We start from the raw sequence: 13,929 nt of genomic DNA, 5'->3' as shown, positions 1-13,929 counted from the left end.
TCATGCAGATCCGTGCACTGAAGTGTTTTGGCGAGCACACCGGGGATGGCAACCCTGCCCTCGTCATCGAAGGCGCAGCCACCGGCGAAGAGACGCGGCGCGCGCTCGCACAATCCCGCCACACCACGTGTGTCTACCTCGATGGCGACGTGGTCGATTTCTACTATCCGCACATGCGCAGTCCCCTGTGCCTGCACGCCACGCTGGCCGTGGCCCACGTACTGTTCGCGCGCCAGCCCGATGCCGGCCTGCTTTCGTTGACGACGGCGATGCGTGGACAGCGGCTGGAACTGCTGCGCGGCGACGATGCCTTCTACATCCGTCTGCGGCCACAGGAGGTGGCGCAGCCAGTCATTCCACCCGACCTGCTCACAGCATCCGGCCTGGTACCGCTGTCACCACCGCGCGTTGCGTCGGTCGGCAGCCCGAAACTGCTGGTCGAAGTCGCCGACGCAGCGACGCTGCACGGATTGCGTCCGGACCTCGAGTCGATTACCGCCTGGGGCAAGGAAGCCGGCATCAACGGCATCTACGCCTGGTGCCGCCTGCCGGATGGCTGTTTTGAAGGCCGCAACTTCAACCATCTCGACCCGGCGCTGGAAGACAGCGCCACCGGCGTGGCTGCGGGCGCGCTCACCGTCTTGCTCGGCCAGGGCATCACACTGTTGCAGGGACGTGCCGCCGGCCAGTCCTGCCTGATTCGCACGCGGGTGGAACACGACGCCATCCTCGTCGGCGGCCGCGCAGCGCCAGCTGCCGTGGTCAGCTCCTTCGATCGAGGCTGATACGTTTGGTAGCACTCCTTACTGGTTCGCTTCACCTGTCCGGTCGGGTTCGCGGTGTAATGGACACATCGCGAAAGCACACCGCGTCACCAGGAGAGAAAAATGAAATCGACTTTGATCGCATCGGCACTGATGGCGCTGACCATGGCTACCAGCAGCAGCGCCTTCGCCCAACGCGGCGACCATGGCTACGAACGTGACCACCGCAACGGCAACGCCTACGGGCAGGACAGCCGCCGTTATGACAACGATCGTCGTGACCGCGGCCGTTACGACAACGACCGCCGTAACGGCGCGCACGGCAACGATTACCGCAACAACGACCGCTATTACGACGCCCGTCAATACCACCGCGACGACCGGCGCGGCGCCGGACCGCGTCACGACTTGCGCCGCGGCCACCGCCTGGGCACCGAGTACCGTGGGAGCCGCTACGTCGTCACCGACTGGCGTCAACGCCATCTGAGCGCGCCGCCGCGCGGCCATCACTGGGTCCGCGCCGGCAACGACTACGTACTGGCCGCCATCGCCACCGGCCTGATCGCACAGGTCCTGCTGAGCAACTAAGCAGCACCTCCCGACACGAACCGCGCCACGGAAAACGGCGCGGTTCTTTTTTTGGGTGGCCTGTTCGCTTGCAGGCCGGCGCCCGTACATACAGGCATCCGGCGCTGTTCTCGCACGGCAAGCTGGTATACACTTTCGCGCACAATAAAGAGCTCATCCCGGGCTCATTCCCTACCGCGGACATGAAACCACCCTTCCTTGCCTACGCCCTCCCCGTGATCCTGCTCGGCGCCAGCGCTACCGCGCGCGCCGATGTCGATTACCAGCTGCGCATTACCAATGCGGCACAGCACCTGGCCGAAGTACGCGCCACCTTCCCCGCGACCACCGGCACCACGCTGGACGTGCAAATGCCGAACTGGCGCACCGGCCGCTACAACATGCTCAACCTGGCCAATGGCGTGCGCCTGTTCAAGGCCTTCGACGCCAAGGGCCAGCCGCTGGCGGTCGCCAAGACCGACAAGGGCACCTGGCAGGTCCGCACGAAACCGGGCGACGCGGTGACGGTGCAGTACGAGCTGTACGCCAACATGCTGGGCGAGCGCACCCGCCACATCGACGATACCCACGCCTACCTCGATGCCAGCGGCGTGTTCGTCTACGCCGCGCCCTTCCGCAAGGAGCCGGTCAAGGTCAAGCTGGATGTGCCGCAGGGCTGGCAGTCGCGCTCCGGCATGGATGCCGGCGCCTGCGGTCACTGCTTCGTGGCGCCGAACTACGACGTGCTGATCGACGCGCCGATCGAGACCGGCATCCACGAGTTCTACACCGACAAGGTGGACGGCCGCACCATCGAGCTGGCGCTCTGGGGCCGCGGCAACCACGACGGCAAGCAGATGATGACCGACCTGAAGAAGATCGTGGCCGAGACCGCGAAACTCTACGGTAACAAGTATCCGTTCCAGCGCTACCTGTTCATCGTCCACGCCACCGACGGCGCCGGCGGCGCCACCGAGCATGCCAATTCCACCGTGATCCAGAAACCGCGCTGGACCTTCGCGCCGCGCAAGGCCTACCTGGGCTTCCTGGGCGTCGCCGCCCACGAGTTCTATCACACCTGGAACGTCAAGGCCTACCGTCCCAAGGAGATGGTGCCCTACGACTACCAGAACGAAAACTACAACCGCCTGCTGTGGATCGCCGAGGGCCACACCTCCTACTACGACGAGCTGATCCTGCTGCGCGCCGGCCTGCAGAAGCGCGAGGAATTCCTGGAGAACTACGCCAAGCTGATCGACGACTACCTGCACCAGCCGGGCCGCTTCCAGCAAAGCGCGGCCGACGCCAGCTTCGACGAGTGGATCGCCGGCGGCGGCGAGCGCGCCCGCAACGCCTCGGTCAACATCTACTCAAAAGGCCAGGTGCTGGCACTGATGATGGACATCGAGCTGCGCCGCCAGACCGGCGGCAAGCGCGGCCTCGAAGACATGCACCGCATCCTGTTCGAGAAGCACCCGACCGCCCAGGGCGGCTACGACGTGGCGGCGGTGCTGGCCGCGCTGCGCAGCGTCAGCGGCCAGGATTGGAGCGGCTGGTGGGCCCAGTACGTGGACGGCACCGCCGAGATCCCGTTCGACACCCTGCTGGCCCAGGTCGGCCTGCAGAAGCTGGTCGACGTGCCGAAGGACCAGGAGCAGAAGACCGAATGGTGGGCCGGCTGGAGCCTGCGCGAAGGCAGCGACCCGGCGGTGGTGACGGTCGTCGAGCGCGACAGCCCGGCGTGGAAGGCCGGCGTGGTCTCCGGCGACACGCTGGTGGCGGTCAACGGCCTGCGCGTGTCGAGCAAGGACATCGGCGACAAGATGGCGCTCGCACCCTCCGGCCCGTTCAAGCTGCACCTGTTCCGCCGCGACGAACTGGTGGAAGTGCCGCTCTCGCCGCTGCAGCAGCCGAAAGGCAAGGCCAAGGTGAAGGCTGCGGACAAGGCGACCGCCGCGCAGAAGGCGCTGAATGCGTCCTGGCTCGGCGTGGCATGGCCCAAAGAAGAACCGGCAGCGCCGAAGAAGCCTTGATCACGGACTGAGCGGCGCTGCGGCGCCCGCCATGCAACCGCGGCCCCGGCAAGATCGGCGCCGCGGTTTTTTCATGCTCAGCCGCTTTGCGGCATAGAATGCGCCATCACCCAACCAGTCGATCCAGCCTGCCATGAGCAAAGACGATACCGGCGTCCACGCCCAGTTCAATCCCCTGATCAAGCCCTTCCTGGTGCTGAAGATCGGGGTCATCATGATCGGCACCGTCGTCGGCATTCCGCTGGCGCTGGTCTGGTTCCTGGGCGTGGGCCGCTGGTGGGCACGGCATTATTTCGACCGCCTCGAGTGCCACCTGGGCGAGCGCAGCCTGCGCTACCGGAAAGGCATCCTGGTCACCACCGAAAAGACCATCCCGCTCGAGAACATCCAGGACGTGACCTTCATCGAAGGTCCGATCCTGCGGCGTTTCAACCTGAGTACCCTGAAGTTCGAAACCGCCGGCCATAGCGCGGGCCAGGCGTCGGACATGCACCTGACCGGCATCATCGATGCCCAGGCATTCCGGACGCAGATCATGCGCGCGCGCGAAGCCCTGCGCCATGCGCCCCAGGATGGCGCGACCGATGCCCAGCTCGTCGTGCTGCGCTCGATCGAAGCGAAACTGGACGACATCGCGGGACTGCTGCGCGCCAGGCAGTAGCGTGCTCTCAACCCATAAGGCATAGTTATATATTGACAACGTTGCGTTAATGATACAGCGCCTTGGTGCTCAGCCGTGGGATTGTTTAGTATTCAATTTTCCCGGAGAAACCAGTGCTCACACTCAAACGCCTTCCCCAGTCGATCCTGCTCGCCCTGTATGGCGGGGCCGCATTCGCTGTCCTGAACCCGGCCGCCCACGCCCAGGGCACGGCGCCCACGACGCCTGTTGCTGCAGGGACGCCGGCGGCCGCCGGCACCGAAAGCGGTGGCGGCATCCAGAGCATCAACATCGTCGGCTCGCGCCGCGTCGGCAACCTGTCCGATGTCGACTCGCCGGTGCCGGTGGACCTCATCCCGATGGCCAAGGCCACCGAACAGGGTGGCCAGTTCGACCTGGCCCAGGTGCTGAACAACGTGTCCCCCTCGTTCAACTCGACGCGCCAGACCGGCGCCGACGGCGCCGACCTGGTCGACTCCGCCGCCCTGCGCGGCCTGGGTTCCGACCAGACCCTGGTACTGATGAACGGCAAGCGCCGCCACACCACCGCGCTGGTCAACCTGTTCGGCGCGCGCAACCGCGGCAACACCGGCACCGACATGAACGCGATTCCCGTGATGGCCATCCGTAACGTGCAGGTGCTGCGCGACGGCGCCGCCGCGCAGTACGGCTCGGACGCGATCGCCGGCGTGATCAACATCGAGATGAAAAAGAGCCTGGGCTGCGAGATGGTCACCGGCTTCGGCCAGTACACCGAGGGCGACGGCGACAACTACCTGGCCTCGGCCTACTGCGGCCTGGCCGTGGGCGGCGGCGTGCTGGGCATCACAGGCGAGTACTACGACCGCGGCCGCTCCAACCGCGCCGAGGAAGGCAACCCGCGCATCATCGGCGACACCAAGTCGCAGAACAGCACCGTGTACCTGAACGGCGAATTCCCGGTTGGCCCGGGCAAGCTGTACGTCACCGCCGGCGCGCAGAACCGCGACGCGTCCTCGGCCGCCTGGGCGCGCGAAGGCCTGGGTTCGGAAGACATCCCCTCGCGTAACTCGGCCGCGATGTACCCGAACGGCTTCGTTCCCTTCATTAACGGCGACATCAACGACCACTGGGGCACCGCCGGCTACCGCTTCCGCCTGGGCGAGTGGAACACCGACCTGTCGCAGACCTTCGGCCACAACCGCATGCGCTACACCATCGCGAACACGCTCAACGCGTCGATCGCCAACCTCGACCTGCTGGGCGGCGGGCCGGGCAGGAGCGCGAGCATGTTCGACGCCGGCGGCTTCTCGTTCAAGCAGGCGACCACCAACCTGGATTTCTCGCGCTTCTACGAGGGTATCGGCAACGGCATGAACGTGGCCTTCGGCTTCGAGCACCGCCGCGAGAACTACAAGATCGCGGCGGGCGAGCCGGGTTCGTACATCGACGCCGACGGCGTCGGCATCGGCGGCAATGCGGGTAGCCAGGGCTTCCCCGGCTTCCAGCCGGGCGACGTGACCGACAGCGACCGCCACTCGAACGCCGCCTACCTCGACATCGAGACCGACGTCACGGAGCGCTTCAAGCTGCAGGCCGCGCTGCGCCACGAGCGCTATTCGGACTTCGGCGCTACCACCACCGGCAAGCTGGCCGGCGCCTACCGGATCAACCCGGCAGTGCTGCTGCGCGGCTCGGCCAGCACGGGCTTCCGCGCGCCCTCGCTGCAGCAGGTGTACTTCTCCTCGACCTTCACCGACTTCGTCAGCGGCCAGCCGCTCGACGTGGTGCTGGCGCCGAACGGCGGCCCGGTGGCGAATGCCGCCGGCATCCCTCAGCTCAAGGAAGAGGAATCGAAGAGCTACACCCTTGGCCTGACCTGGACGCCGAACGGGGTAACGTCGCTTACCGCCGACCTGTACCGCATCAGCATCGACGACCGCATCGTGCTGTCGGGCCGCTTCGACGCCGACAACTACCCTGCCCTTGGCGCCACCCTGCAGCAGCTGGGCGTGGGCCAGGCCCAGTTCTTCGTCAACTCGGTGGACACCAGGACCCAAGGCCTGGACGTGACACTGTCGCACCGCTCGGATCTGGGCGCCGGCAAGCTGAACACATTCCTGGCGATGAACTTCGGCAAGACCGAAGTGACCGGCGTGCACGCGCCGAGCGCACTGCAGGGCTTCGAGGACGTGCTGCTGTCCGAACGCGAACGCCTGTTCATCGAGGAAGGCGCGCCGCGCCGCAAGGCGACCCTGGGCTTCGACTACACCCAGGGCAAGTTTGAATCCGCGCTGCGCATCGTGCACTTCGGCCCGCAGACCCTCGGCACCTTCTCGGGCCCGCCGGTGCCGAACCAGTACTACGAAGCGAAGACCTCGGCCGACCTGTCCTTTACCTGGGCTTTGAACGCGAAAACCAAGTTCACTGTCGGGGGCACCAACATCTTCGACGTCAAGCCGAGCGTGCAGGATCCTAACGAGACCGACAACGGCTTCAAGTACGAGAGCGTGCAGTTCGGCCTGAACGGCGCGGCCTGGTTCGCGCGCCTGTCGCACAGGTTCTGATTCGCGATCCGATGGCCATCCGAAGGGGCGCCGCCATGGCGCCCCTTTTCATATATGGATGAGCGGTGTGCGCGAGGGCACGGAAACGCGGGATTCAGTGCGTATAATGAATGTTAACTTCGACATTCCTGCCGCTTCCAAGCGGCACCGACAGGCAGTATGATGAACAGCACTGTACATACCCGCGTTTCCACCGGTATCGCCGGACTCGACGACATCCTGGGCGGCGGCCTCACGCCGCAACGGGTCTACCTCGTGGAAGGCTCGCCCGGCGCCGGCAAGACCACGCTCGGGCTCCAGTTCCTGCTCGAAGGGCTGGCGGCGGACGAAAAGGGGCTTTACATCACGCTGTCCGAGACCACCTACGAGCTGAAGGCGGTCGCGGCCAGCCACGGCTGGAACATCGATGCGCTGTCGATCTTCGAACTGGCTGGCGACACCGAACTCGATCTGGACGCGCAGCAGTCGGTATTCCATCCGTCGGAAGTCGAGCTGGGCGAAACCACCCGCAATATCATGAACCAGGTCGATGCGGTCAAGCCGGTCCGCGTGGTGTTCGACAGCCTGTCGGAAATGCGCCTGCTGGCGCAGAACCCGCTGCGCTACCGGCGCCAGATCCTGGCCCTGAAGCAGTTCTTCTCGGCCCGCGCCTGTACCGTCCTGCTCCTCGACGACAAGACCGGCATGTCCGACCAGCACCTGCACAGCATCGCGCACGGCGTGATCAGCCTGGAGCAGATCGCCAAGGAATTCGGCACCGAACGCCGGCGCGTGAACATCATCAAGATGCGCGGCGTGCGCTTCCGCGGCGGCTACCACGACTACGTGCTCAACACCGGCGGCATCACCATGTTTCCGCGCCTGGTGGCGGCCGAACATAACGCCGATTTCGTCGCGGCCGTCCGCTCAACCGGCTCCAGCGGCCTCGATGCGCTGCTCGGCGGCGGCCTGGTGCGCGGCACCAATACCCTGATGGTCGGTCCGTCCGGCATCGGCAAGACCACCCTGTCGATGCGCTGCCTGCTGTCCGCGCTCGAGCGCGGCGAAAATGCCGCGTGCTACCTGTTCGACGAAGGTCTCGGCACCTTCTTCGCACGCGGCGTGGCGCTCGGCATGGACCTGCGTCCCTTTGTCACCCGGGGCCAGCTCAAGCTCCACCATATCGACCCGGCCGAGCTGTCGCCGGGCCAGTTCGCCCAGATGCTGCGCGACGCGGTCGAGGGCGAACGGGTCGGCTTTATCGTGATCGACAGCCTGAATGCCTACCTGCAGGCCATGCCCGGCGAGCAGTACCTGCTGCTCCAGATGCACGAACTGCTGTCTTACCTGAACCAGCAGGGCGTGACCACGCTGCTGGTACTGGGCCAGCACGGCATCATCGGCGAAGTGAAATCCGATGTCGACCTGAGCTACCTGAGCGACAGCACGATCCTGATGCGCTTCTTCGAGTCGGAGGGCCGGCTGCGCCGCGCCCTGACCGTCATCAAGAGCCGCGCCGCCGAGCATGCACTCACCATCCATGAAATGCAGCTGAGCAGCGACGGCGTGCGCGTCGGCAACGCCCTGATCGGTTTCGAAGGCGTGCTCACCGGCCTGCCCAGCTACCGCGGCACGACGCCGATGATGTCCAACGAGACGCATGCAGACATCTGATACAAACGACGAGCGTATCTTGCTGCTGGCGCCGCGTGGACGCGATGCCGAAGTCATGTGCGGCGTCCTGGGACGGACCGGCGGCGCCTGCGACATCGTCCACAACTTCACCGAACTGGCCGAGGCCATCACGCAGGGAGCCGGCACGGCGATCATCGCCGAGGAAGCGCTGCACGAAGTGAACCTCGCGCCCTTGTACGGCTGGCTGGCGCGCCAGGAACCGTGGTCGGACTTTCCGTTCGTGATCCTGCTGGCAAAAATGATCGGCCTGCAGCCCGACGGCGCCCGTGCCCGGCTGGAAGAGCTCGGCAACATCATCCTGCTCGAACGGCCGCTCAATGCCCAGACGCTGCGCAGCGCGGCCAGCTCCGCGCTGCGCGCGCGGCGCCGCCAGTACCAGGCGCGCGACCTGCTGGCCGAGCGCGAACGTACCGCCGCCTCGCTGCAGGAGAGCCGCCAGGCCCTGCTCTCGCTCAACGAGACCCTCGAGTCGCGCATCGAGGAACGCACCCGCGCCCTGGCCCAGGCCAACGACCGCCTGATGAACGAGGTGATCGAGCGCGAACGGGTGCAGCAGGCGATGGTGCAGTTCCAGAAAATGGAAGCGGTCGGCCGCCTCACCGGCGGCATCGCGCACGACTTCAACAACCTGCTCAACGTGGTCCAGGGCAGCATGGACCTGATCCTGCTGCTGTCGAAGGACGAGGTGGCGCGACAGCGCGCCGAGATCGCGCGCCGCGCCTGCCAGCGTGGCGGCAAGCTGACCAGCCAGCTGCTGGCCTTCGCCCGCAACCAGAACCTCGACCTGCGCCAGGCCGAGGCAGGCGCCCTGTTCGACGGCGTGCGCGAGCTGGTGGCGGCGTCGGTGGGCTCGCGGATCCGCCTGCGCTTCGAGGTCGACCCGGCCTGCCCGAAGGTCGTGGCGGATGCCAACCAGATGGAAATGGCCCTGCTCAACCTGGCCATCAATGCCCGCGACGCGATGGAAGAAAGCGGCGAACTGGTCTTCCATGCCGCGGCAGCGCAGCCGCCGGAGGGGCTGCTGCCGCCCGGCGATTACGTCCGCATCGCGGTTACCGACAGCGGCCCGGGCATGCAGCCCGAGCTCATCGCCAAGGTGTTCGAGCCGTTCTTCACCACCAAGGCGGTCGGCAAGGGCACCGGCCTGGGACTGAGCCAGGTGTATGGCATGGCGCGCCAGTCGGGCGGCGCCGCGCGCATCCTGAGCCAGCCGGGAGCCGGCACCACGGTCGAGATCTGGCTGCGCGCCTGGGACGGCGCCGCCGCCGGCGCCGAGCTGCCTCTGATGCCGGCAGCCGTCCAGGATGCGCGGGCCGGCTCGCGCATCCTGGTGGTCGAGGACGATCAGATCGTACGAGAATCCATGGTCTCGTCGCTCGAGGCATTCGGACATGCGGTCACCCAGGCCGCCGACGGCGAAGCCGCCCTGCGCGCGCTGCAGGGAGGGCGCCCGGACCTGATCATCACCGATTACCTGATGCCCGGGATCACCGGCACGGAACTGATGACGCGCGCGCGCGAGGTGTACCCGGGCATCCCGATGATCATCGCCACCGGCTACGCCGACATGCATGCGATCGACGCGGTGCTGGGCGACGACATCCTGCTGCGCAAGCCCTTCCAGCTGTCCGAACTGGCGCGCAGCGTCGATCGCGCGCTCGGCCGCGCCCCTGCGCCGGCACTGAAGCAGTAACTCCGCAGTTGCGGCACGCGCCGCCGAAAGCGACTCTGTGCCACACTTTGCTCATTACCCGCATGGGCATGGCATTCAGGGAGCGCATCATGAACAATGAACAGAAATCGCAGGAGCAGCAACAGGACCAGCAGAAAGACGTGTCGGCTATAAACGACGTTGACGGCCTCGCAAACAAGAAGCCTGAAGAGCTGACGCCGGAAGAGCTAAGGCTGATGGCCGACACCATGCCCGGCGAAGGACCGGGGGACTGAGATGTTCGTTTTTTTCTCGAACAAACTCGGCTGCCTCGGCTCCATCGCCGTCTCGATCGTGCTGACGCTGATCGTGCTCCTGCTTTTCGGCGTGTTTTAAGGCGCGCTTACTTCTTCAGCGAGCGGACGTAGGCCAGCACCTCTTCCTCGCGTCCCTCGCCCACCGCTTCGGCGGGGGTCTTGCCGCCCAGCGCCTGCACGGCTTCATTCATCCAGGCGCTGGCCGCTTCGTCGCCATCCACGATGCCGCGCACTTCGTGCATTACCGTGTAATAGGCCTGCGCCTTGCGCGACTGCTGCTTGACGCGCGCCTGCAGCGCCGCGAAAGCTTCGGAATTGAGCGCCTCGTTACTCGCCATGGTGCGATCTCCTTACTTGGTAACGTTCAAGAGCGAGCGCTTGCCGCCCTTGAACGAATACAGCGTGATGGTGCCGTCGCGGATGTCGCCGCGCGCATCGAATGCGATCGGCCCGGTCACGCCCTTGTACTGGATCCTGGCCAGCACCGGCAGGTAGGCCGCCGGCTGGCTGGAGCCGGCCTTCTGCATCGCCGCGGCCATGGTCATCACCGCATCGTAGGCGTATGGGGCATTGATCTGGACGTCGATGCCGAAACGCTTCTTGTAATCGGCGCGGAAGCGGTCCATGGCGGCACGGGCTTCGCCCTGCACGCCGCCCGCTTCCGCGCACACTACCTGGCCATCGAGCATGGTGCCGCCCGAGAGCTTGTGGATCTCGTCCGAGCAGATGCCGTCGCCGCCCATCATGCGCACGTTCATGCCGAGCTGCTTCATCTGGCGCAGCATCGGGCCGGCGGTCGCGCTCATGCCGCCGAAGAAGACCAGGTCGGGCTTGGTTGCGCGAATGCGCGTGATGATGGCGCTGAAGTCGGTCGCCTTGTCGTTGGTGAACTCGCGCGCGACCACGCTGGCGCCCTGTTTCTGCAGGCTGCGCGAGAACTCGGTGACCAGTCCCTGGCCGTAGGCGGTACGGTCATCGACCACGGCGACGCGCCTGGCCTGCATGTTGCCGACTGCATAGCGGCCCAGCGCCTGGCCCAGCTGCACGTCGTTGGCCACCACCCGGAAGGCGGTATTGAAGCCCTGCCGGGTGTATTGCGGCGAGGTGGACGAGGGCGAAATCTGCGGAATGCCGGCGGTATGGTAGATCTTCGACGCCGGGATGGTGGTGCCAGAGGTCTCGTGGCCGACCATGCCGTGAATCTTCGCGTCGACCAGTTTCTGCGCCACCGCGGTGGCCTGCTTCGGGTCGCCGCCGTCGTCTTCGGCGGCCAGCACGAAGCGGACCTTCTTGCCGCCGATGAGCGTGCCCCTGGCGTTGAGCGCCTCGATCGCCATGCGCGCACCGTTCTCGGTGTCCTTGCCGAAGTAGGCCACCGGGCCGGTCACGGCGGCCGCATGGCCGATCTTCACGACTTCCTGTGCCGATACGGCGCCAGTTACCGACAGCGCGGCCAAGGCGAATGCTAGCTTCTTCATCGATTGCTTCTTCATCAGGGAAAACGGCCATTCTACCTTTTACGGCGCCGCGCCTGCCGGACGCTTACATCGACTGTTCCCACACCAGGCGCAAGCTCGGGCGCAGCTGGTAGACGGTGGACCGCAAGAGCGAGCTGCGCGCTTCGTACCGCAGGTCTTCGCGGTAGTTGCGTTGTCCGAGGCCCGTCACCGACAGCCGCAGCCGCGCTGCGGCGTCGCGCTTCCATACCGCATACAGGTCGAGCTGGCGCTTGCTGCCGTCGGCGCTGTAAATCAGCGCGCTCGACCGGCTGACCAGCGGCCCGCGCCGGGTCCAGGTGCCGCCCGCCTCAAACCGTCCGGCCGGCGCAACGTAGTCGAGCCCGAGGTTGCCGCTGTACGGCGGCTGGTCCTCGATGCGGTTGTCCGGCCCGGGCACGCTGTCCAGGCGCGACCAGTTGCGCGCCAGGTTGATGCGCGCCGACAACGGCCCGCGCGTGGTCTTGCCTTCGAACTCGATGCCGCGCACGGTCGCGCTACCGCCGTTCTCCGGCATGGCGGTCCACACGCCGCCACTGTCGACAATGCGCACCAGCGTGATGTCGCGGATGCGCTTGTGGAACATGCTGATGCCGACCATGCCACCGGTCCCGAAATGACGCTCCCAGGCCAGGTCGACCGACCGGGCCAGTTCGGGCCGCAGGCGCGGATTGCCCTGCTGGTCGGGGTTGGTGGCGCTGTTGTTGTTGTCGACGGTGTACCTGCGCGGCATCAGCTGGACGATGCTCGGCGCCTTGTAGGTGCGGCTGACGGCGAAGCGCAGATTGTCGCGCGCTCCGGCTGTGCCCTCGCCCTCCCCCTGGCCCGGCTTGAACAGCACCTGCAGGACCGGGCTCCAGGCGCCCGCATCGACATCGACCGGCGCCGCCGCATTGCCTTCGCCGGTGGTGCGCAAGTCTTCGCGGCGCAGGCCGGCATAGGCGGACCATGCCGCGCCGATGTCCCACTCGTCCTGGATGAAGAAGGCGCTGCGCGACACGCTGGCGCGGTAGGCTTCGATGCTGGTGAGCAGCTGGACATCCTGCGGGTCGGCATGCCGTTCGCGCCGGTCGTCGCTGCGCCGCTTGCGGCCGAACTCCCAGCCGGCGGCCAGCGCGTGGCTGCCCCATAGCGGGCGGCGCCAGCTGCCGTTGAAAATCCATTCGCGTTCGTCCGCGCCGGAGGCAACGAAATGGGATTCGCGCAGCCGGTCGTCCAGGTCCATGCCGCGGAAGACGAAATCGGCCTCGCGCGTCATGGCGAAGCCGGAGAGCTTGGCGCTCAGGCGCGCGCCGGAGGCGAACCTGCGCGTCCAGGCCAGGTCGGCATAGGCATGCAGGGGACGCGTCTCGAAGCGCTGGGTCGCGTGCGGGAACGCGGTCGGCCTGCCGATGTCTGTGGTCTCGCTTTCGCGCTTGCGGTTGTCGATGTGGCGCCGGCGCACATAGCTGTGCGAAGTGATGCTATCCAGCGCGGTCGGCTGCCAGGCCAGGCGCGGCGCCAGTTCCAGCACGTCCTCGACCTGCTCGTCGGTCCAGGACGTGCGGCGCAGCAGCGCCGGATCCGATCCCCGCTCGGTGGTGAGGGCGGCGATCGGATTCAGGTTGCGCTTGAAGGTGGCGGCCAGCGTGTACGCAAGCGTGCCGGCGCGGCCGCTGTGCTGGGCCAGCAGTTGCGGAGCCGCGTGCCCCCGCTGGAAGGCGCTGCCCACCTTGACCTCGTTGGCCGTGCCGTTCTTCGGTGGGCCCGCGCGCCGCATGACCACGTTGATGGTGCCGGCCATGGCCTGGCTGCTGGTCTCGGCTGTGGGTGCGCGCCCGATCTCGATGCGTTCGATGAGCTCCGGGCTGATCGATTCGAGCGAGAATCCGCCCGGAGCGGGCAGGCCGTTAAGCAGGATCGCCACATGGCCCCCGCCCATCCCGCGCATGCGGATCGTGGCTTCCTTGCCGGGGCTGCCGTCGAGCGTGATGCCGGGCTGGCGTTTCAGCACCTCGGCCAGGCTGGCATCGCCGTGGCGCAGGATTTCGTCGCGCTTGACGACGACGGCGGTGGTGGTCGATTCCGCGCGGACGCTTGCCACGCCGGCGCTGACGAGCACCTGCTGCATGGGTTGCGGGGCAGTCTGGTCGGAGGTTTGGGCAAGGGCGCAGACGTGCGCCGCCAGCAGCAACGCGCCGGCGCTGCCGTTTCGAGTGATTCGCATGGTGTGTAGCCGGT

Annotated in this window: 11 protein-coding genes; 8 read left to right on the top strand and 3 right to left on the bottom strand. The window is 66.6% G+C overall.

Annotated elements, in window-relative coordinates:
• Positions 1–2: 2 nt before the first annotated feature.
• The 8 genes from AC56LU_RS08850 to AC56LU_RS08815 all read left to right on the top strand — a co-directional run bounded on the left by AC56LU_RS08850 (position 3) and on the right by AC56LU_RS08815 (position 10,192).
• Positions 3–785, top strand: a complete 783-nt coding sequence (locus AC56LU_RS08850) for a PhzF family phenazine biosynthesis protein (protein ID WP_497175221.1) — start codon at positions 3–5, stop codon at positions 783–785.
• Between the two features lie 102 nt (positions 786–887).
• Entirely contained in the window at positions 888–1,352 is a 465-nt protein-coding gene (locus AC56LU_RS08845) for an RcnB family protein (protein WP_497175220.1), read from the top strand.
• Between the two features lie 182 nt (positions 1,353–1,534).
• Positions 1,535–3,364: a M61 family metallopeptidase gene (locus AC56LU_RS08840; RefSeq protein WP_497175219.1), complete on the top strand. Its 1,830-nt coding sequence runs from the start codon at positions 1,535–1,537 to the stop codon at positions 3,362–3,364.
• A gap of 133 nt (positions 3,365–3,497) precedes the next feature.
• Entirely contained in the window at positions 3,498–4,025 is a 528-nt protein-coding gene (locus tag AC56LU_RS08835; protein ID WP_497175218.1) for a PH domain-containing protein, read from the top strand.
• Positions 4,026–4,138: 113 nt separating this feature from the next.
• Complete coding sequence (locus AC56LU_RS08830; protein WP_497175217.1) at positions 4,139–6,571, top strand: TonB-dependent receptor plug domain-containing protein; 2,433 nt, start codon at positions 4,139–4,141, stop codon at positions 6,569–6,571.
• Positions 6,572–6,733: 162 nt separating this feature from the next.
• Positions 6,734–8,224, top strand: a complete 1,491-nt coding sequence (locus AC56LU_RS08825; protein WP_497175216.1) for an ATPase domain-containing protein — start codon at positions 6,734–6,736, stop codon at positions 8,222–8,224.
• Positions 8,211–9,938 (top strand): response regulator, encoded by a 1,728-nt coding sequence (locus tag AC56LU_RS08820; RefSeq protein WP_497175215.1) that lies wholly within the window; start codon positions 8,211–8,213, stop codon positions 9,936–9,938. The genes AC56LU_RS08825 and AC56LU_RS08820 overlap by 14 nt, the downstream gene beginning before the upstream one ends.
• An 89-nt stretch (positions 9,939–10,027) precedes the next feature.
• Entirely contained in the window at positions 10,028–10,192 is a 165-nt protein-coding gene (locus AC56LU_RS08815) for a hypothetical protein (RefSeq protein ID WP_497175214.1), read from the top strand.
• Between the two features lie 107 nt (positions 10,193–10,299).
• Here AC56LU_RS08815 and AC56LU_RS08810 read toward each other — a convergent pair whose 3' ends face one another.
• From AC56LU_RS08810 to AC56LU_RS08800, 3 genes are all read right to left on the bottom strand, one after another.
• Positions 10,300–10,551: an antitoxin Xre/MbcA/ParS toxin-binding domain-containing protein gene (locus tag AC56LU_RS08810; RefSeq protein ID WP_497175213.1), complete on the bottom strand. Its 252-nt coding sequence runs from the start codon at positions 10,549–10,551 to the stop codon at positions 10,300–10,302.
• A 12-nt stretch (positions 10,552–10,563) separates the two neighbouring features.
• A complete protein-coding gene (locus AC56LU_RS08805) occupies positions 10,564–11,691 on the bottom strand; it encodes a branched-chain amino acid ABC transporter substrate-binding protein (RefSeq protein ID WP_497175212.1) in 1,128 nt (375 codons plus the stop codon).
• A gap of 64 nt (positions 11,692–11,755) precedes the next feature.
• On the bottom strand, positions 11,756–13,915 hold the full coding sequence (locus AC56LU_RS08800; protein ID WP_497175211.1) for a TonB-dependent receptor plug domain-containing protein: 2,160 nt from the start codon (positions 13,913–13,915) through the stop codon (positions 11,756–11,758).
• Between the last annotated feature and the right edge of the window lie 14 nt (positions 13,916–13,929).

Source organism: Telluria sp. PB2R4 (assembly GCF_059685695.1).
The sequence above is the reverse complement of the archived record's forward strand: the minus strand, read 5'-3'. Positions and strand labels throughout refer to the sequence as shown.